Annotated in this window: 19 protein-coding genes and 1 riboswitch; of the genes, 11 read left to right on the forward strand and 8 right to left on the reverse strand. The window is 73.6% G+C overall.

What is annotated here, in order from left to right; genetic code table 11:
- Positions 1-35 precede the first annotated feature (35 nt).
- The 7 genes from AB0J53_RS20230 to AB0J53_RS20260 all read left to right on the forward strand — a co-directional run bounded on the left by AB0J53_RS20230 (position 36) and on the right by AB0J53_RS20260 (position 9,631).
- Positions 36-1,172, forward strand: a complete 1,137-nt coding sequence (locus tag AB0J53_RS20230; RefSeq protein WP_364174266.1) for a hypothetical protein — start codon at positions 36-38, stop codon at positions 1,170-1,172.
- On the forward strand, positions 1,169-2,440 hold the full coding sequence (locus AB0J53_RS20235; protein WP_364174269.1) for a hypothetical protein: 1,272 nt from the start codon (positions 1,169-1,171) through the stop codon (positions 2,438-2,440). Before AB0J53_RS20230 ends, AB0J53_RS20235 begins: the two co-directional genes overlap by 4 nt.
- Positions 2,437-2,823: a hypothetical protein gene (locus tag AB0J53_RS20240; protein WP_219516789.1), complete on the forward strand. Its 387-nt coding sequence runs from the start codon at positions 2,437-2,439 to the stop codon at positions 2,821-2,823. Before AB0J53_RS20235 ends, AB0J53_RS20240 begins: the two co-directional genes overlap by 4 nt.
- 72 nt (positions 2,824-2,895) lie before the next feature.
- A complete protein-coding gene (locus tag AB0J53_RS20245) occupies positions 2,896-4,683 on the forward strand; it encodes an ATP-binding protein (protein ID WP_357585545.1) in 1,788 nt (595 codons plus the stop codon).
- A 15-nt stretch (positions 4,684-4,698) separates the two neighbouring features.
- Positions 4,699-5,838: an exonuclease SbcCD subunit D gene (locus AB0J53_RS20250; protein ID WP_357585547.1), complete on the forward strand. Its 1,140-nt coding sequence runs from the start codon at positions 4,699-4,701 to the stop codon at positions 5,836-5,838.
- On the forward strand, positions 5,838-8,690 hold the full coding sequence (locus AB0J53_RS20255) for an AAA family ATPase (RefSeq protein WP_364174274.1): 2,853 nt from the start codon (positions 5,838-5,840) through the stop codon (positions 8,688-8,690). Before AB0J53_RS20250 ends, AB0J53_RS20255 begins: the two co-directional genes overlap by 1 nt.
- Positions 8,687-9,631: a hypothetical protein gene (locus AB0J53_RS20260; protein WP_364174277.1), complete on the forward strand. Its 945-nt coding sequence runs from the start codon at positions 8,687-8,689 to the stop codon at positions 9,629-9,631. Before AB0J53_RS20255 ends, AB0J53_RS20260 begins: the two co-directional genes overlap by 4 nt.
- A gap of 5 nt (positions 9,632-9,636) precedes the next feature.
- Here the strand turns inward: AB0J53_RS20260 and AB0J53_RS20265 are convergent, their stop codons facing one another.
- Together AB0J53_RS20265 and AB0J53_RS20270 are read right to left on the reverse strand one after the other, a co-directional pair.
- On the reverse strand, positions 9,637-10,605 hold the full coding sequence (locus AB0J53_RS20265; protein WP_364174280.1) for a rod shape-determining protein: 969 nt from the start codon (positions 10,603-10,605) through the stop codon (positions 9,637-9,639).
- 43 nt (positions 10,606-10,648) lie between these two features.
- The gene (locus AB0J53_RS20270; protein ID WP_219513741.1) at positions 10,649-11,092 is read right to left on the reverse strand and encodes a CBS domain-containing protein; all 444 of its coding nucleotides are present in this window, start codon (positions 11,090-11,092) and stop codon (positions 10,649-10,651) included.
- A gap of 95 nt (positions 11,093-11,187) precedes the next feature.
- On the opposite strand from AB0J53_RS20270, the gene AB0J53_RS20275 reads away from it, so the two are divergent.
- From AB0J53_RS20275 to AB0J53_RS20285, 3 genes are all read left to right on the forward strand, one after another.
- Positions 11,188-11,388 (forward strand): DUF5302 domain-containing protein, encoded by a 201-nt coding sequence (locus AB0J53_RS20275; protein ID WP_219513739.1) that lies wholly within the window; start codon positions 11,188-11,190, stop codon positions 11,386-11,388.
- Positions 11,389-11,555: 167 nt separating this feature from the next.
- Positions 11,556-11,687: riboswitch (cyclic di-AMP (ydaO/yuaA leader) on the forward strand.
- Between the two features lie 168 nt (positions 11,688-11,855).
- On the forward strand, positions 11,856-12,650 hold the full coding sequence (locus tag AB0J53_RS20280) for a hypothetical protein (protein WP_364174284.1): 795 nt from the start codon (positions 11,856-11,858) through the stop codon (positions 12,648-12,650).
- 130 nt (positions 12,651-12,780) lie between these two features.
- Positions 12,781-13,629, forward strand: coding sequence for an alpha/beta hydrolase (locus tag AB0J53_RS20285; protein WP_364174287.1), 849 nt, complete (start codon positions 12,781-12,783; stop codon positions 13,627-13,629).
- Between the two features lie 45 nt (positions 13,630-13,674).
- Here AB0J53_RS20285 and AB0J53_RS20290 read toward each other — a convergent pair whose 3' ends face one another.
- From AB0J53_RS20290 to AB0J53_RS20305, 4 genes are all read right to left on the reverse strand, one after another.
- Positions 13,675-14,046, reverse strand: coding sequence for a hypothetical protein (locus AB0J53_RS20290; RefSeq protein ID WP_357585559.1), 372 nt, complete (start codon positions 14,044-14,046; stop codon positions 13,675-13,677).
- A 42-nt stretch (positions 14,047-14,088) separates the two neighbouring features.
- Positions 14,089-14,868, reverse strand: coding sequence for a hypothetical protein (locus AB0J53_RS20295; RefSeq protein WP_364174290.1), 780 nt, complete (start codon positions 14,866-14,868; stop codon positions 14,089-14,091).
- 4 nt (positions 14,869-14,872) lie between these two features.
- Positions 14,873-15,250 (reverse strand): roadblock/LC7 domain-containing protein, encoded by a 378-nt coding sequence (locus tag AB0J53_RS20300; protein ID WP_219513725.1) that lies wholly within the window; start codon positions 15,248-15,250, stop codon positions 14,873-14,875.
- 111 nt (positions 15,251-15,361) lie between these two features.
- On the reverse strand, positions 15,362-16,576 hold the full coding sequence (locus AB0J53_RS20305; protein ID WP_219513719.1) for a DUF4032 domain-containing protein: 1,215 nt from the start codon (positions 16,574-16,576) through the stop codon (positions 15,362-15,364).
- 22 nt (positions 16,577-16,598) lie between these two features.
- Here AB0J53_RS20305 and AB0J53_RS20310 point away from each other — a divergent pair, with 22 nt between their 5' ends.
- A complete protein-coding gene (locus AB0J53_RS20310) occupies positions 16,599-18,185 on the forward strand; it encodes a DUF885 domain-containing protein (protein ID WP_364174294.1) in 1,587 nt (528 codons plus the stop codon).
- Here AB0J53_RS20310 and AB0J53_RS20315 read toward each other — a convergent pair.
- Entirely contained in the window at positions 18,157-18,789 is a 633-nt protein-coding gene (locus tag AB0J53_RS20315) for a class II aldolase/adducin family protein (protein ID WP_364174297.1), read from the reverse strand. The genes AB0J53_RS20310 and AB0J53_RS20315 overlap by 29 nt on opposite strands.
- A gap of 33 nt (positions 18,790-18,822) precedes the next feature.
- Positions 18,823-19,407, reverse strand: coding sequence for a TetR/AcrR family transcriptional regulator (locus AB0J53_RS20320; RefSeq protein ID WP_364174300.1), 585 nt, complete (start codon positions 19,405-19,407; stop codon positions 18,823-18,825).
- Positions 19,408-19,420 lie beyond the last annotated feature (13 nt).

Genomic DNA, 19,420 nt, shown 5'->3' on the forward strand with positions numbered 1-19,420 from the left:
CTCCGCGCTCGGTGGACGGGAGAAGGGGGCAACAGATGGCCACGACGAACGCCGGCATAAGGCGATTACTGGCGGACTCCGGAGAGGCCCGCACCTGGGTCTCGCCCCGGACGGACCTGGTCACGGCGCTGCTCGGCGTCTGGTTCGGCGTCGGGCTGATGATCGACGCCTGGGCCCACACCCAGCTCTCGGCCGAGCTGGAGACGTTCTTCACCCCCTGGCACGCGGTGTTCTACTCGGGGTTCGCGGCGGTGTCCGCCTGGCTCATCTGGCAGGTGCTCCGCAACACCCGCACCGGGCGGCAAGGAGTGGCCGCGGTGCCGATGGGCTACCTGGCCGGGCTGGTGGCGGTGCCCGCGTTCGCCGCGTTCGGGTTCGCCGACATGATGTGGCACACGGTGCTCGGCATCGAGACCTCGCTCGACATCCTGTTCAGCCCCTCGCATCTCGGGCTCATCCTGACGATGCTGCTCATCATCACCACCCCGCTCCGCTCGGCCTGGAAGGCGCCGGACGTGGGGGACCGGCCGTCGCTCGGGCGGCTGCTGCCCGCGCTGATCGGGCTGGCGTTCGCGACCACGCTCGTGTCGCTGTTCCTGTCGTACGGCGACGCGATGCAGTGGGACGGCGACAGCGTCGTGGCCGCCTTCTCCAACGAGGAGATGCCCGGCCACCTGGCCGCGTCGATGGTCATGACCAACGTGATCATGTTGGCTCCGGTGCTGCTGCTCGTGCGCCGCTGGGAGCTGCCGTTCGGCAGCATGACCGTGATGTACGGGATCGCCGTCCTGATGCCGGGCGCGCAGACGGCGTTCGGCAACGTGCCGATCCTGCTCTCGTTCGTGGCGGCCGGGCTGGCCGGCGACGTGCTGATCCGGTTGCTGCGTCCCTCGGCGCGGCGGCGGGGCGCCTACTGGGCGTTCGCCGGGCTGTCGGCGTTCGTGACCTGGTCGCTGTACATGGGGGTGGCCTCGGCGGTGGCCGGGCGGCTGCCCACGGTGCCCGAGCTGTGGACCGGCTCGCCCATCGTCGCCGGGCTGGTCGGCCTGGCGCTCGGCGCGCTGTTCCTGCCCAACGCCGCCGGCGACGACCCCGCCGGCCACAATCCCGCCGGCCACAATGCCGCCGGTGACAGCTCCGCCGCGTCCCGTCCCGGCGTCGCGCGAGGATGATCAGGGCGTTCCTGCTCGCCGCCGTCCTGGTGGTGGTGTTCGCCGCTCCGGCCGCCGCGCACAACGTCACGGCCGGGGCGGACCTGCGGATCGCGCAGACGATCGCGGGCGCCGAGGTCACGCTGGTGATCAAGGGGACGTCGCGCGTGCCCGGCCCGCTGCGCATCGGCGTCGTCGCCTACGAACGCGCCGACGGGCTGCCGGTGAGCCTGGAGGTCCGCTCGCTGACCGGTGGCCACACGGTCACGGGCACGGCGCGGGCGGCGGCGGAGCCCGCGTACACCGAGCTCAGGGTCGAGGAGACGGGCCCGCACCAGCTCACGCTGCGCGCCGGGAGCGAGGTCGCGGTGGTGCCGTTCCGCGTCCTGGTGGAGCGCGGGTCGGCGGGGGACTTCCTCGTCTACGGCGGGCTGTTCGCGGCCGGGCTGCTGCTGGTGGGCGGCCTGCTCACAGGCGCGACCTCGCGGCGCGGCCCGGCGATGCTGCTGTCCGCCGGAGCCGCGGCCGGGGTGACGGTGGCGGCCATGGTCGTCGTCTTCGAGCCGATGCTGCCGCCCGGCCCGCCCGACGGCGCCGCCCCGACCGCCACCGCCCAGCCGGCGGGCGGCCGCCCGTTCGCGCAGGCGCGGATGGAGACCGCCCCGGCCCGCCCGGCCCCGGGTCAGGAGTTCACGCTGCGCGTCGACCTCACCGACGGCTCCACCGGCAGGCCGGTCGACGACCTCGTCTCCCACCACGAGGCGCTCGCTCACGTGGTGGTGACCAGCGAGGACGGCCGCTACTTCCGCCACGTCCACCCGCTGCGCACCGCCCCGGGCCGTCTGGAGGTCAGGCTGCGCGCCGACCGCCCCGGCCGCTACCTCGCCTACGCCGAGCTGGAACGCGAGGACTCCGGCGGCCAGCTCCTCACCGGCAGCTTTGCTGTCGAGGGGGAACCGGCGGTCGCCGCCGTCGAGGAGGCCGTCGCCCCCACGCTGCGGCCCGCCGCCCCGGTCGCGGGCCGCCCGGCGACGATCGAGCTGCCCGCCGAGGGCCGGGTGCGGCCCTGGCTCGGCATGGCCGGCCACCTGATCGTACGGAACCAGGACGGATCATTCCTCGGCCACGTCCACGAGATGGGCACGGCCGGGGACCGCCTCCGCTTCACCTTCAGCTTCCCCCGCCCGGGACGGTACCTGGCCTGGGCCCAGCACGCCACGGACGGCCGCATCGTGACCATGCCCTTCACCGTCGACGTGACCGGACCCGGATCGGCGTCCGCCGGATGAGACGCCTGATCGCCCTCGCCGCCCTCCTGGTGGCCGCCGCCGCGCTCTTCGTCGCCGGCCGGGCCCTGGGCGCCGAGCCGCTGACCCTGACCATCGCCGGCTCCCGCTACACCGCCACCGTCGTGATCGACCCGCCCAGGACCGGGGCCGTCGTCGTCGAGACGCGCGTGACCTCGGGCGACGCGGACGGCCTCGCCTTTTCGGCGGTCATGCCCGACATGGGCCACGCCATGCCCGAGCTCAGCGCGGCGGAACGGGAGCCGGGCCGGTTCGTCGCCGAGGGCGAGCTGTTCACCATGTCCGGCGTGTGGGACGTGTCCATCCGCCTGACCGGCCCGGCAGGAGAAGAGACCCTCACCGCCAAGGCCCTCATCAGCGGCTAGCCCGGCCGTCCCGGCCAGGCCGGACGCCGAAGCTGTCCGTCATAGTCGGTGGCGCCGGTTACGCTGCGGTGGATGACGACGGTGGGGGTGGAGAGACACGTGACGGTCAACGGGGTGACGAGCGCCGCGGTGGCGGTCCCGGCAGGCGAAGCGGTCGGCCGGGTGCTCGGCACGCAGTCGGCCTCACCGCTGTCGTTCTGGATCGGGCTGGAGCCCGGCAAGGTCGTCCAGCTCGACGACGTGGTCGTGACCAGGCGCGAGGTGCCCGGCCACGGGCCGGTCCTGATGGCGGGCGTGGTCAGCACCGTCGAGGCCCGCCACGAGGGCGCCGCCTACGACTCCGACGTGTTCCTCATCGCCGACGGCGCGCTGCCCGCCGCCGTCGTCGAGGTCGCCGAGGTGCGCGTCACCCGGGTCGAGCCCGAGGTGTTCGTGCCGCCGCTGCCCGGCGCGCAGGTCTACCTGGCCGGCGCCGGCGACCGCGACCAGGCGCTCTACTTCGACGTGATGGACCGCCGCATCCCCATCGGCACCGGCCGCGACGGCCAGCCGCTGTACGTGAACTTCGACTTCCTCGACGGCACCCGCGGCGCCCACGTGTCGATCTCCGGCGTGTCCGGCGTGGCGACCAAGACCTCGTTCGCCACGTTCATGCTCTACTCGATCTTCAACTCGGGCGTGCTCGGCGGCGAGGCGGCCAACACCAAGGCGCTGATCTTCTCCGTCAAGGGCGAGGACCTGCTCTTCCTCGACCACGACAACAGTCGCCTCGACGAGGCCGCCCGCAGCGTCTACGGGCGGCTCGGGCTGCCCGCCAGGCCCTTCTCCAGCGTCCACGTCTTCGCCCCGCCCCGGCCCGGCGACCCCAACGGCGTCCCCCACGTCTCCGCCCGCACCCAGGGGGTCAGCTCGTTCTTCTGGACCCTGGTGGAGTTCTGCCAGGAGGAGCTGCTGCGGTTCGTCTTCGCCGACGCCGACGACGAGCGCGCCGGCTACTCGCTGCTCGTCGGCCAGGTCGCCGCCCGGCTGCACTCCTGGGCCGAGCCCGTCGGCGACGGCGGCGCCGTCCGCATCAGGGGCACCGCCTGCCGCACCTTCTCCGACCTGGTCGAGCTGCTGTCCGACCAGCTCCAGGACGAGGCCTCCCGCCACGAGTGGACCGGCGCGACCACGCCCCTCGGCACCGTCAACGCCTTCCTGCGCCGCCTGCGCAGCGCCGTACGCCCCCTGTCGCCCATCGTCCGCGGCGACCTGCCGTTCTTCCGCGCCCACACCATCCGCACCTCCGACGCCCAGGTGTCCATCGTCGACCTGCACAACCTGCCCGAGCGGGCGCAGCGGTTCGTGGTCGGCGTGGTGCTGCGCGGCGAGTTCCACCGCAAGGAGTCGTCCGGCACCGCCAAGCCGCTGCTGTTCGTGGTGCTCGACGAGCTCAACAAGTACGCCCCGCGCGAGGGCGAGTCGCCCATCAAGGAGATCCTGCTCGACGTCGCCGAACGCGGCCGCAGCCTCGGCGTCATCCTCATCGGAGCCCAGCAGACCGCCTCCGAGGTCGAACGCCGCATCGTCGCCAACAGCGCCGTGCGCGTCGCCGGCCGCCTCGACTCCGCCGAGGCCACCAGGTCCGAGTACGGCTGGCTGCCCCCGGCCGTGCGCGAGCGCGCCACGATCGCCAAGCCCGGCACCATGTTCGTGGCCCAGCCGGAGATCCCGGTGCCGCTCGCCGTCGCGTTCCCCTTCCCCGCCTGGGCCACCCGGCCGTCCGAGGCGGTGGCCGTGACGAGACCCGGGGCCCCCGCGACCCCGGCGGACCCGTTCCAGGGGCTGCCCGGCCCCGAAGACGACATCCCGCCGTTCTGACGAGGAGGTGACCACGTGAAGATCCTGCACACCGCCGACTGGCACGTGGGCAAGGTGCTCAAAGGCCGCTCGCGCGCCGACGAGCACCGGCAGGTGCTGCGCGAGCTGGTCGCCACCGCCCGCGCCGAGGACGTCGACGCCGTCATCGTCGCCGGCGACCTGTTCGACACCTCCGCGCCCACCCCCGAGGCGCAGTCCCTGGTGCTGCCCGCCCTCATGGCGCTGCGCGAGGACGGCCGCGACGTGGTGGTGCTGGCCGGAAACCACGACAGCGCGCCGCTGTTCGAGGTCTACCGGCCGGTGCTCGGCGCGCTCGGCCTGCACGTCGTGGGCGCCTTCCGCCGCCCCGACGCCGGGGGCACGCTCTCCTTCACCGCGCGCTCCGGCGAGCCGGTGCGGCTGGCCGTGCTGCCCTTCCTGTCCCACCGCTACGTGGTGCGCGCCGCCGAGGTGCTCACCGGCACCGCCGCCGAGCACAACCGCGACTACGCCGCCCGCATCGGCGAGCTCATCGGCGCGCTCACCGCGAGCTTCACCGGCGACACCGTCAACCTGATCACCACCCACGGCACCCTGCCCGGCGGCCGGTTCGGCGGCGGCGAACGCGAAGCCCAGTCGATCTTCTCCTACTACTTCGAGCCGACCGCCTTCCCGCCCGCCACCCAGTACGCCGCCCTCGGCCACCTGCACCGCCGCCAGCAGATCCCCGGCCCCTGCCCGATCTGGTACAGCGGCTCGCCCATCGCCGTCGACTTCGGCGAGGAGGGCAACGAGCCCGGCGCGCTGCTCGTCGACGTCGCCCCCGGCCGCCCCGCCGTGGTCCGCGAGGTCGCCTTCCCCGGCGCCCGCCGGCTCCGCACCGTACGGGGCACGCTGGAACAGCTGGAGACCGTCGAGGCGGGCGACGACTGGCTCAAGGTGGTCGTCGAGGAGAAACCCCGCGTCGGCCTCGCCGACCAGGTGCGCGAACTGCTGCCCGGCGCCGTCGACGTGGTGATCGACGAACGGTTCCGGCCCGTGCACGCCGTACGCAGGCCGGGCTCCGCCGCCCGCAGCCCGCGCGAGCTGTTCCGCGCCTACCTAGCCGACTCCGGGCGCGAGGACGAGCGCGTGGCCACCCTGTTCGACCGCCTGCACGACGAGGTGACCGGCTGATGCGACCCCTGCTGCTGCACGTCGAAGGCTTCGGCAGCTTCCGCGGCGCGACCGAGATCTCCTTCGCCGACACCGACTACTTCGCCCTCGTCGGCCCCACCGGCGCGGGCAAGAGCACGATCATCGACGCCCTCTGCTTCGCCCTGTACGGGACGGTCCCGCGCTGGGGCAAGGAGAACGTGATCGCCCACGCGCTCGCCCCCTCCGCCGCCGCCGGCAAGGTCGGCCTCGTCTTCGAAAGCGGCGGACGCCGCTACGGCGTCGTGCGCGCCCTGGTCCGCGACAGCAAGGGCACCGTGCGCACCAAGGAGGCCAGGCTCGACGAGCTGACCCCCGGCGCCACCGGCTTCGACGAGGTCGCCAGGCCCGTCGCCGAAGGCGAGAACGTCACCACCGAGGTCCAGCGCGTCACCGGGCTCGAATACCGGTTCTTCACCCAGTGCGTGGTGCTGCCCCAGGGCCGCTTCGCCGAGTTCCTGCACGCCGCCCCCCGCGAGCGCCAGGACCTGCTCGTCCAGCTGCTCGACGCCGACGTCTACGACCGCATCCGGCAGCGCGCGGCGGCCGAGGAGGAGCAGGCCAGGCAGGCGGCCACCTTCGCCCGCAACCAGCTCGCCAAGCTGTCCGGCGCCACCGACGAGGCCGAGCGCGAGGCGCGGGAGCGCGCCGGCTCGCTGCGCGCGCTAGCCGACGGCATCGGCGCCGACCTGGAGCTGCTGCGCGCCAGGGACGCCGAACACCAGCGCACCCGCGAGGCGCTCGCCGCGCTCACCGACCGCATCACCGCGCTCCGCTCGCTCACCATGCCGCCCGAGGTGCCCACCCTCGCCGCCACCGCCCGCGAGGCCGCCGACGCCGTCACCGCGCTGGAGGCCGAGGCCGCCACGCTCGCCGCCGACGAGCAGGCCGCCGAGGCGGCGCTCGCCGGCCTGGGCGACCGCGCCGCGTTCGTTGCCGCGCTGGCCGCCCTCGACGCCCTCGACCGCGCCGAACGGGCCGCCGCCGCCGCGCACGCCACCGCCGCCGAGACGGCCGCCCGCGTCCCCGCGCTCGCCGCCCGCCTCGCCGAGGCCCGCGACCGGCTCGCCGCCGCCGAGACCGCCCGCGACCGGCTCCGCGACGCCCAGGCGGGCGCCGGGCTCGCCGCCCGCCTGACCGCCGGTGACCCCTGCCCCGTCTGCCTGCGCCCCGTCACCGACCCGCCCAGCCACGGCGCCCTGTCCGACCTCGGTACGGCCGAGCGCGCCGTGTCCGTCGCCCGCGGCGACGCCGACCAGGCGCGGGCCGAGCACGGCAAGGCCGAGACGTCCGCCGCGATGCTCGCCGACCAGGCCGCCCGCCTCGACGCCGACCTCGCCCACCACCGCGCCGCCTGCGCCGCCGCCCTCCACCCCCTCCACCCCTACGGCCTCCCCACCCCCACCAACCCCGACGGAACCACCGCATCCGACGGGGCCTCCGCGCCCGGCGGGGCCTCCGCGCCCGGCGGGGCCTCCGCGCCCGGCGGGGTGGCCTCCCCGGAGGGCGCCCGCCCCGTAAGCGGCGCCGCCCCTTCGGACGGGGCTGGTCCTGGACTCGACGCCGCCACCCCAGAGGACGCTGCCCCTTCGGGTGGGGCTTCCGCGTCCGGCGGGGCCTCTGCGTCTGGCGGGGTCGGCGCTCCGGAGGGGGACCGCTCCGTAGACGGGGTCGCCCCTTCGGGTGGTGCCGTCCTGGGCGCCGCCCCTTCCGGTGGGGCGGTCTCTTCCGGGGGTGGCCGGTCCGTACGGGGTGCCGTCCCTGTGGAGGGCTCGCGGGGGTCGCGTGGCGACGTGGTCCGGGGGTTCATCGAAACGCGGCTGGCCGACATGGGGAAGGCGGAGAAGGTGGCCGCGGAGGCGCGGGCGGCGGCGCGGGGCTGCCGGACCCGGCTGGAGCAGGCACGGACGCGCGCGGTGCGGGCGGCGCGGCAGGGCGAGGACGCCTGGCGCGCCCTGGAGGCCGCCCGGGACCGGCTGCTCACGCTGGGCGGGCACGCGGAGGCGCCGCCACCGGTGGACCGGGCCGATCTGCATCACGCCTGGAGCGACCTGATCGAGTGGCGCAACCAGGCGGGCATCGCCACCCGGGTGGTCGTCGACGAGACGGAGCGGGCCCTGGCCGAGCTGGCGGCCAGGCGTGACGCCGAACGGGCCGCGCTCCTCGACCGCCTCACCGCCCACGGCGTCCCCGTACCGGGAGGTGGGGCCGGGGGGCCGGACCAGCTCGCCGCCGCGGTGGCGGCGGCCGTGACCAGGTCGGAGGCGGCGCTGGAGCGCATCCGCGAGGATCGCGCGAAGGTGGCCGAGCTGACCGCGGAGGTGACCGAGCACGACCAGGCGGCCCAGGTGGCGCACGAGCTGGACCTGCGGTTGCGCGCCAACGCGTTCGAGCGCTGGCTGTGCGCCGAGGCGCTGGCGCTGCTGGTCGCCACCGCGTCCGACACGTTGCGGGAGCTGTCCGACGGGCAGTACGAGCTCGTTCTGGGCAGCCGCAGCGAGATCGAGGTGATCGACCACGCGGAGGCGGGGATGCGGCGCAGCGCCCGCACGCTGTCGGGCGGCGAGACGTTCCAGGCGGCGCTGGCGCTGGCCCTGGCGCTGTCGGGCACGGTCGCCCGCGGGCTGGAGTCGATCTTCCTGGACGAGGGCTTCGGCACCCTGGACCCTGCCACGCTCGACACGGTGGCCACCACGCTCGAACGGCTCGCCTCGGGCCAGGAGCGCATGGTGGGCGTCGTCACGCACGTCCCGGCGCTGGCGGAGCGCGTGCCCGTACGGTTCGAGGTCAGCCGTGACACCGAGGGCTCGCACGTGCGCCGGGTGGGCCCATGACCGGGTTCACCGTCGACCCGTGGGATCCGGGCTACGCGGCGGCGCTGGCCGTGGAGGCCCTGTCGGAGCTGGGCACGACGAGCGCCGAGCTGATCCTGGACGTCGAGCGCCCGGCGGCCGACTGGAAGCCCGTCCGGCCGGGCCCCGGCGTGGACGCGCCCGACACGCTGCTGGTGGCCGACGGGGTGCGGCGGATCGACGCCCGCGTGTGGGTGTCGGACGCCGACGCGCCGATGCCGCTGCCGGGCATCGCGGCCTCGTTCGCGGCGGGCATCGTCCGCTGCGGGCCGGGTGGCGCGGATCTGGCGGCGATCGAGATCGGCCGTTCGCTGATCAGCGCGTCGCCGTACGCGCCGGAGGTCAAGACGGCGCACGCCGTCTACCGGCCCGGGCGGGCGGCCGACTCCAGCATGGAGGAGCTGTCGCTGGCGCTCCAGCGCCAGGTGACCCAGCTGGAGGTGGACCTGGCCGTCAGGCACCGGGCCGGCACGAGTGACCTGCTGCTGGTCGACGGCCCGCTGCGCGGGCGCACCCATCTGCCCAACACGGTCGGCTACATCAAGACCCACCACACCGCCTACCTGCCGCCGCCGCAGTCGGCGGTCGTGTCGGCGCTCGCGCCGGGGGAGCGCACGCCGGTGTTCCTCATGGGGACGAGCTGGCGGCGGCACGCCTGGTACGTCCGGCTTCCGGTACGGTCCTCGACCCCGTGGGCGGGGATCGCGCGGTGCGAGGCGAGCGCCGAGCTGGAGCCCGCCCAGGTGACGCGGCTGGCCGACGAGCTCACGCTGGCGCTGCCGCCGCTGGCGGGCGTCGACTACAAGGACCCGCGCGCCCCGCAGAACCTCGTCCCGATCGGCGGCCTGGAGAAGCTGCTGCGCCACCATCTGGGCGACCCGCGCCTGCTCTACCGGGCGTTGCGCACGGCCTCCCAGGAGTAGACCGGCTAGGGCGTGCGTCCGGGCCGTCGGCGGTCGACGTAGCGGGCCAGGCCCAGGGCGACGGTCTCGACCGGCTGGTCGGCGCGGCGGACCGGGATGGCCAGGGCGGTGCGCAGCCGCCGGGCCAGGCCGCGCAGCAGGGAGCCGCCACCCGCGAGCGTGGCGCCGCGCTCGCCGAGGTCCGCGGCCAGCTCGGGCGGGCAGTGCTCCACGGCGCGGCTGGCGGCCCGGACGATCGCGTCGACCGGCTGCCTGGTCGCCTCGTAGAGATCGTGCACCGGGACCGCGACCACGCGCTCGCACCCGGTCTCCGGGTCGCGGCCGTGGACGAGGACCTGGCGGTGCAGCGGCTTCCAGGCGGTTCCGGCGTCGCGTTTGACCGCCTCGGCCTCGCTCTCGCTGATGAGGATGCCGTGCCGGTGTTCGACGAGGCGGGCGATGGCGCGGTTCATGTCGTCGCCGCCGACGCCGGTGGACGCGGCCGTCACCACGTCGCCGCCCGCCAGGACGGCGATCCTGGTGAGGCCGGGGCCGATGTCGACGACCATCGCGCCGGCGGGCTCGTCCAGCGCCACTCCGGCCCCGAGGGCCACCGCCAGCGCGTGCGGCACGAGGACCACGCCGCGCGCGTCGGCCTCGTACGCCAGGTCGCCGAGCGTCCGCGCGACGATCGGCGAGCAGCCGTCGGGCAGGGCCATGACCAGGCGCGGCCTGGTGAACTTGTGCACCCTGTGCACGAAGTGGCGGATGAGGAGCCGGGCCAGCTCGGGGTCTCCCGGCATGCCGCCGCGCACCGGCCAGCAGGTGTCGCCGCAGCAGACGGCCTGGGCGCCGAACCTGACAGCCCGGCCCGTCTCGGGACTTCGCGCGACGGCCGTGGGCTCGTTGAGCACGATGCCCCGGCCTCGTGCGTGGATCTGGGTGCTGACACTGCCGAGATCGATCGCGAGATCCCGGCCGAGCGGGCTCACCATGACCGGAATCTGCCCGCCATCGGGTCAAGGCAACACCAAGGAGCTAGTGCGGCAGCGACTGGCCCATCAGCGCCTGGAGCGTGACGCCGCCCAGCAGGGCGCCGTCGTCGACGACGGCGACGAGCGGGCTGTGCGTGCGGGCCATGAGCGCGGCCAGCTCCAGCAGGGTGGCGTCGCCGTCGGCGATGGGCAGCTCGCGCGGCTGCTCGGGCAGGGTCTCGCGGACCGTGCGCTCGCCGAGGCCGCGCATGAACGCGTCGGCGTGCTCCTCGTCGACGACCCTGGCCAGGGCGGGGTCGTCGAGGCAGTAGCGGGGGACGGCCAGGCGCAGCACCTGGGTGCCGGGCAGGATCGTGCGCGGACGGCCGTCGTCGTCGAGCACGATGAGCCCCGGCAGCCCGTGCTCGGCCAGCAGCCGGGCGGCGTCGGCCGCGCGGGTGTCGAGCGTCACGGTCGGGAAGTCGCTGACGAGATCGCGTGCGCGCACAGGCTCACCCTAACCGCTGGGCGGCCGTCCCGGTTTCGCGCCGTGTGGGCGATCGTGCGAAGCTGTGTACGTCCCTCAACACCAGGAGGTCCTCCATGGCGGAAACACCGGAGCCGGAAGTCAGCGAGACTCCCGAGGACGAGATGAAGCGCAAGTTCCGCGAGGCGCTGGAGCGCAAGCGCAACCAGGCCGCGGGCACGAGCGCGGGTGGCAGGGGCGCCGACGCCGCGAAGATTCACGGGGCACACGGGCCGGCTGCCAGCAAGCGATCTTTCAGGCGCAAGAGCGGCGGCTGAGATCCTGGCGTTTCAGGGGGGTACGGCAATGCCGTGCCCCCCCTTTTCTTGACCCTCCTAGGTAGATCTTCGCCTGATTCATGGTGTTACCTTTGCGTTTGTCCGGTTTGGCATATACATTGGGTGGCGTTACCAGGTGGTGACCTAGCCCTTCACCAGGAAGAGGCGGCCACCTGGCGCCGAATCCCTCACGGGAACCGGGGACCCAACTTCTGGGGTGAATCCGGCCCTCGCGGCCGGTAGGGCATCTCCACGCCCGAACCCGTCAGCTAACCCGGTAGGCGAGATGGAGAGGACACCCTACCTGTGATGTACCGCTGCGTCGTACCCCCAGCCCGCGCCCGCTGAGCGGCACCACTTCCCCGAACTTCTCGCGCTCCGCGTAGCGACCGTTTGGCGTTCTGCCCGGCTACGCCCTTCTGAGTGAGCGCTTTTCCCCATTGCCTAACAAAGGACTTTACTTTTTCATGTCTGCTCGTATCGGCATGCGTTCCTTCGCCCTGCTCACCGCCACCGCCGCCGGCGCCCTCGCCTTCGGGGCCGGCGCCGCCCACGCCGACGTCGACGAGAGCCAGAAGGTGCTGCTGAAGGGCGCGACCACCGCGTCCTACTTCTGGGACGACTCCTCCGGCCGCGCCGGTGACACGGGTCTGCCCGCCAGTGGCAAGCCCATGCAGAAGGGCCTGGCCGCCAGCCCGAGCTGGCCGCTGATGACCGAGGGCTACGTCGTCTACAAGGGCAAGAAGATGCCCTTCTTCGTGGGTGACCGCGGTCCCGGCAACCCGTCCAACAACGGCGTCATGCTCGACCTGGACGCCAAGACGTTCGCCGAGCTGACCGGCGGCAAGTTCAACTCCAACACGCTGATGGTCGACGGCAACGGCGGCAAGGGCCACATCGAGGTCCAGTACGTCATCACCAAGTGGGGCGACGGCGTGGGCAAGAAGAACCACCCCGTGGCCTTCTCGACCGGCGCCTGGTCGCGCGTGGACCGCAACCCGGCCCAGCCGCCGACCATCCTGGCCGAGAAGAAGACCGAGGAGAACAAGCCCCGCGTCGAGGCTCCCGGCAGCGGCGGCGTCGCCCCGGCCGCGTACACCGCGAGCGAGCGCCCCGCGGGCGGCGGCTCCAAGCCCGCCGCCGCGGCGGCCGGCGAGGAGACCGGTGGCGTCGGCGGCGCCGTGCTGGCCGGCGGTCTCGCCCTGGCCGGTGGCGGCGTGATCCTGGGCCGTGACCGTCTCCGCAAGCTGATGGGCCGCTGACCCTGACGGGCAGCTGACCCAGCCAGGAGCTCAGGCGTCCGAGCCGTCCCCCGGCCGGGCGCCTGAGCCTTCCGCAGGGGAGGCCGGGCGCGCTTTACGCGGGACGAATTAGAAGGTAATTCTAGTATCCGTGACCACCCACGCCTCGGCGAACGGCATCGACCTCGCCTACGAGAGCTTCGGCTCACCTGACGGGCGCCCGCTCCTGCTCATCATGGGGCTGGGCGCCCAGCTCATCCACTGGGACGACGACCTCTGCACGGCCCTGGCCGACCAGGGGCATCACGTCGTCCGGTTCGACAACCGCGACGCCGGTCTGTCCACGCACTTCCACGAGGCGGGCGTGCCCGACTTCCGGGGCGCCGCCCCGTACCTGCTGGACGACATGGCCGACGACGCCGCCGGGCTCATGGACGCGCTCGGCTGGCCCGCGGCGCACGTCATGGGCGCGTCGATGGGCGGCATGATCGCCCAGACGCTGGCCATCCGCCACCCGGAACGGGTGCTCACCCTCACCTCGATCATGTCGACCACCGGCCCCGCGGTCGCCCCGCCGACCGAGGCCGCGGGCGCGGTGCTGTTCGGCGCGCCGCCGGCCGACCGGGAGGCGGTCCTGGAGCAGGCGCTCAAGACCTGGTCGGTGATCGGCTCGCCGGGCTACGAGATGGACCGCGAGCGCGTCCTGCGGCTGGCCGGCCTGGCCTTCGACCGCTGCTTCGACCCGCCGGGCACGGCCCGCCAGCTCGCCGCGATCATGGCCTCCGGCGACCGCACCGAGGGCCTGGCGGCCGTCAAGGTGCCGACGCTGGTCGTGCACGGCGAGGACGACCAGCTCGTCCCGGTCGAGGGCGGGCGCGCCACGGCGGCGGCCATCGAGGGGGCCGAGCTGCTGACGTTCCCCGGCATGGGGCACGACCTTCCCCGCGCGCTCTGGCCCGGGATCGTCGCCGCCGTGACGCGGCTCACCTCCCGCGTGTGACGGTGGCTCGTGCCCGCCGACGCCCCGGGCACGAGCCACCGGGTCTCAGACCTCCAGCTTCTCCTCGATGGCCCGGAGCTGGTGCCTGGCCAGGGCCAGATTGGCCCGGCTCCGGTCGAGGGCCAGGTAGAGGAACAGGCCCTTGCCGCCGCGCCCGGTCAGCGGCCGGATGATGTGATACTGGCCGCTGAGCGAGATGAGGATGTCCTCGATCGCGTCCTTGAGCCCGAGCGAGTCCATCGTGCGCAGCTTGGCCTTGACGACCTCGGTGTTGCCGGCCGCCGCCACCTGGAGGTCCAGGTCCTTGGAGCCGCCGAGCGTGCCCAGCGCCATGCCGCTGCCGTGGTCGACGATCGCCGCGCCGATCGAGCCGTCGATCGTCATCATCTCCTTGAGCGAGATGTCCATGCCGGCCATGTCGTCCTCCGTTCGTTGTGATCGTCCCGGCGTGAGCGATCCTCACGCCAGTTCTTCCAGCGCCTTCCTCAGCCGCAGCAGCAGGGCCACGTCCACCTGCTGCCTGGGCTCCGCGGGCTCCCCGGCGTCCTGCGGGCCCGGCTTCGGCTGCCGCTTGGCGCGTCTGGGCAGGGCGGCCCGCTCGTCGGGGAGCAGCAGCCCGGCCGCGGCCAGCCGCCGCACCGCGAGCATGACCGCGTAGCCCGTCCGGCCCAGCCGCCTGGCCAGGTCGAGCGGCGTGGCCTCCTGGTCGGCGGCGACCACGACCTCCCACTGCACGTCGGTGAGCGTCACGCCCTGCCCGCGCAGCCGGGGCGAGACCCGTACCGGTGAGGTGTCGACGGCGGCGTCGGGCCAGACGCTCGCCAGGTGGGCGCGGCGGCGCGCGCACTCGCGGACCAGCCCCGCCACGTCGAAGTACCAGCGCCCGCCCAGCCAGTGCCGCTCGCCCGGCCGGAACTTCGGCCGCGGCCCCGCCGCGGGCAGCAGGAAGAACGCCGCGTCCAGCACCGCGCCGAGCACGCAGTACTGCAGCTCGCCGAGCGTGACCGGCCCCTCCCGCAGCAGCCGCTCGCACCCGCCGTCGGCCTGCGTGCGCCGCAGCGCGGCCTCCGACACGCGCCCCCGGGAGGCGAGCAGCCGCTCGGCGCCCGGCGTGCGGGCGCACTCCATGTACGTGATCCGCCCGGCGTCGAGGTAGATCGTGCCGGCCCGGCCGACCCGCAGCGCGCCCGTGGAGCGTTCGCGGGCCAGCCCGGCCAGGTGCGTGTCCAGGGGTGGCATGCCGTCACGCCAGCAGTTCGGCGGAGATAGCGCGCAGCCGGTGCCGCGCCAGGGCGATGTTCGCGCGTTCCAGGTCCAGCCGGACGTAGATCACCAGCGGCCCGTCGAAGAGCGTGTCCAGCGGACGCAGCAGGTGGTGGCCCTTGTCCGTGGTGATGAGCACGTCCTCGACGCGCACGGTGTCGCCCGGGCAGGCGCGCGCCAGCCCGTCGACGGTGGCGCGCAGCGTCTCCGTCAGCGCGGCGGCGGACTTCTCCGCGTCCGCGCCGGGCGGGAAGGCGCTGGCGGCCACCGCCATGCCGCTCGTGTGGTCCACGAGCATCGCGTCCAGCGCTCCCGGTATCGCCATGACCTCGGTCAGGCAGCCGTCCAGTCCCAGCACGCGATCAGCTTAGGGAGAGCGGACTGACAGCAATTTCCACAAGATAAGGATCTATATGGCCCGGAGTAAGAAAAACCCAACCGCGACGGATTTATCGTGCCATTGTGGAATTTAATTCATATTCGGAGTCTCGTCCGGCAGTAAAGCCTTCTCGTCAGGCTTGAACACCAGCACGTTGTCCACGTACGACTTGACCGCCGCCGCCAGCCCGACGTCGCCCCCCTCGGCCTCCGACAGGTACCACCGGTGGTCGAGGATCTCGTGGAAGAGCTGGGCGGTCTCCAGCTTGCCGCGCAGCTCGGCGGGGATGGCCGCGAGCGTGGGCTGGAACACCTCGGCCAGCCACCGGTGCGCCACGATGGCCTCGTCCTCGTGCCGCAGCCCCTTGGCCACGCGGAACCCGTCGAGGTCGTTGAGCAGCCGCCGCGCCTGGTTCTCCTCGGCGTCCAGGCCGGTCAGCCGGAGCAGCCGCCGCTGGTGGTGACCGGCGTCGACGACCTTGGGGCGGACGATGAGGCGCCCGGTGCCGACCTTGCGCCGGACCATCATCTCGGCCACGTCGAAGCCGAGCAGGTTGAGCCGCCGGATGCGCTGCTCGACGCGGTGCCAGTCGACCTCCTCGATGATCTCGTCCTGGGTGATCTCCGCCCACAGCCGGTGATAGCGGTTGACCACGTCCTCGGCGGTCTCCATCGGGTCGATCGACGGGTGCAGCAGCCCGCCGGCCTCCAGGTCGAGCATCTCCCCGAAGATGTTCGTGTGCGCCGCGTCGATGTCGCCGAGCCGCTGGCCCTCACTGATCATCGGGTGCATCTCGCCGGTCTCCGCGTCGACCAGGTAGGCGGCGAACGCGCCCGCGTCCCGGCGGAACAGCGTGTTGGACAGCGAGCAGTCCCCCCAGAAGAACCCGTTCAGGTGCAGCCGCACCAGCAGCACCGCGAGCGCGTCCAGCAGCCGGGTGAGCGTGTCGGGCCGCAGCGTGCCGGACATGACGGCCCGGTAGGGGAGCGAGAACTGCAGGTGCCGGGTGATCAGCGCCGCGTCCAGCCCCTCGTCGCGGCCGGTGACGTACGCGACGGGCTCGACGGCGGGGGCGTCGAGCCGGGCCAGGTCCCACAGGAGCTGGTACTCGCGCTTGGCGTAGCGCTCGCTGATCTCCTTGATCGCGTACACCTTGCCGGAGAGCCGGGCGAAGCGCACCACGTGCCGCGAGATGCCGCGCGGGAGGTCGACGAGATGGTGCTGGGGCCACTGTTCGAGGGGAAGCTCCCAGGGGAGCCTGATCAGGTCGGGATCGCCTAGCGCGCCGGTGATCTGAAGGGGCATTTGCTCAGGATATTGTGCGTTGGTGGACGACTTTCTCAATTGGTACTTTTCCGGACGTCCGGTCATCGCCAGCACCCTCGGGGCCGACGGCTACGACCACACGCTCGGCGACTTCACCGCCGAGGGCTTCACCGCCCGCGAACGCGAGCAGGTGCTCTGGCTGCAGCGCCTGCGCACCCGCGAGGCGGCCACCCTGGACGACGCGATCGACCGCGACCTGGTCCTGTCCCACCTGAGAGGGTCCATCGCCCTGGCCAACTGGGCCGAGTGGCGCCGCGACCCCGCCGCCTACCTGGCGCCGGTCTTCTCCTCCTTCTTCACGCCCTTCCAGCAGCGGCTCAAGCCCGAGCCCGAGCTGGTGGCCGCCGCGATCTCCCGGCTGGCCGAGGTGCCCGGCGTGCTCGCCGCCTGCCGCGCCAACCTCGACCCCGTCCTGGCCGCGCCCCTGCTCGTCGAGCGCGGGCTCAAGCAGGCGCGCACCGGCCGCGCGTTCCTCACCGAGACCGTCCCCGGCATGGTCGCCGACCCCGACCTGCGCGCCAAGCTGGCCGACGCCGCCGCCCCGGCCGCCGACGCCTTCGACGACCTCGTCGCCTTCCTCGACGGCTTCTCCTGCGGCGGCACCTGGCGGATGGGCGAGCACCTCTACAGCACGCTGCTGCGCGAGCGCGAACTGCTCGGCTACGGCGCCGCCGAGCTGCACGAGAAGGGCAAGGCCGCCTGGGACTCCCTCGACGAGCGGATGCGCGAGGTGTCGGTGCGCGTCAACGGCTCCCAGGACTGGCGGGCCGCCATGGAGACGCTGATGGACGACCACCCGGCGACCCTGGAGGAGATGCGCGCCGAGTACGAGGCCGAGACGCTGCGCGCCCGCGACTTCGTCCGCGACCGCGACCTCGTCACCTTCCCCGAGGGCGAGGAGTGCCTGGTCCTGCCGTCGGCCGTCTACAGCCGCCCCGTCCTGTCGGTGGCCCACTACCTGGCCCCGCCGCCCCTCACCTGCTCACGCACCGGCGTCTTCTTCGTCCCGTACACGCCCGACGGGTTCACCCCCGAGCAGGTACGCCAGCGCCTGCGGACCAACAGCCGGGCCCAGATGCCCTCGATCGCCGTGCACGAGGCGTACCCGGGGCACCACTGGCACCTGTCGCACATGGCGGCCAACCCGCGCGCGGTGCGCAAGGTGTTCAGGACGCCGTACTTCAGCGAGGGGTGGGCGCTCTACGTCGAGAAGCTGCTGCACGAGCAGGGCTACTTCGACACGCCCGCGACCGAGCTGGCCCACCTCGACTGCCGGATCTTCCGCGCCGCCCGCATCGTCGTCGACACCGCGCTGCACTGCGACGACATGACGATCGAGCAGGCCGAGACGTTCATGGCCACCAAGGCGTCGCTGTCGCCCGGCACCGCCCAGGGCGAGGTCAACCGCTACTGCGCCTGGCCCACGCAGGCGCCGTCCTACCTGACCGGGGCGATCGAGATCGACCGCATCCGGGAGTCGTACCAGGGGTCGCTGAAGTCCTTCCACGACCGGATCGCGGGGTCCGGCGGGCTGCCGCTGGGGCTGGCGGAGATCGCGGCTAACGGCGCGGGAACCGCGGCGGGTTGAGCGCGCGCTCGACCACGGCGGCGAGCTGGTCCTCGGTGAGGACGGCGGGCCTGCCCACGCCGAGGCCGCGCACGTAGAGCTCGCACAGCCACTCCAGCAGGCGGGCCGCCTCGAACGCCTCCTCCAGGGTCGCGCCGATGGTCACGCCGCCGTGGTTGGCCATCAGCGCGGCCCGCTTGCCCGCCAGCGCCTCGCGCACGCCGGCGGCCAGCTCGGGCGTGCCGTAGGTGGCGTACGGGGCGACCCTGACCGTGCCGCCGAGCGTCAGGGCGTTGTAGTGCACCGGCGGCAGCTCGGTCATCGTCGTGGCCACCACGGCGCCGAACATCGAGTGGGTGTGGACGACGGCCCGAGCGTCGGTGGCCTCGTAGATCGCCAGGTGCATGGGCGTCTCGGAGGACGGCTGCAGCTCGCCCTCCAGCAGGTGCCCCTCGACGTCGACGACCGGGCACATGTCGGGGGTGAGCCGGTCGAGCGCCGCCCCGGACGGCGTCACCGCGACCCGGTCGCCGTCGCGCACGCTCAGGTTGCCCGACGTGCCGATGACCAGGCCGAGCTCGACGGCCCTGCGGCCGTAGGCGCACAGCTCCTCGCGCAGGTTCATGCCCGGCAACCTAGTCGGTCGTCCGACTTACGGCTAGAGCTGGTCGACGAACTGCAGGAGCAGCCGCTCCAGGTCCACCCGGCGCAGCCGCTCGGGGTAGAGCAGCAGATGCAGGCTGAGCCCGTCGACCAGGGCGAGCAACTGCTCGGCCACGTCGTCGAGGTTGGCCTCGGTGGTCAGCTCGCCCGCGAGCCTGGCCTGGGCGAGCAGGGCGCGCACGGCGGTGCGCAGCTCGGCGGCCTCGGCCCGCTGCACGTCGGCCAGGAGCTCGGAGGCCAGGCTGCGGCTCCAGAAGCTCACCTCCAGGCGCGTCTCCTGGGTGCGCTCGGCGTCCAGCGGCAGGTTGTCGAGCAGCAGCTCGCGCAGCGCGGCCAGCCCGGACACGCCCTCGACCTTGCGCGCCAGGCGCTCGCGGATGCGCTGGTGCGACTGGCGCAGCGCCGAGAGCAGGATCTCGTCCTTGTCGGTGAAGTAGTGCGCCAGGACGCCGTTGGAATAGCCGGCCTCCTTGGCGATCGCGCGGGTGGTGGCGGCGTCGATGCCGTCCCTGACGATCACCCGGCGGGCCGCCGACAGCACCTCGCGGCGGCGCTGCTCATGGTCGACGATCTTCGGCATGGGCCCCTCCTTC

The sequence above is a fragment of the Nonomuraea sp. NPDC049725 genome, from assembly GCF_040674795.1.
Lineage (GTDB): Bacteria > Actinomycetota > Actinomycetes > Streptosporangiales > Streptosporangiaceae > Nonomuraea > Nonomuraea ceibae.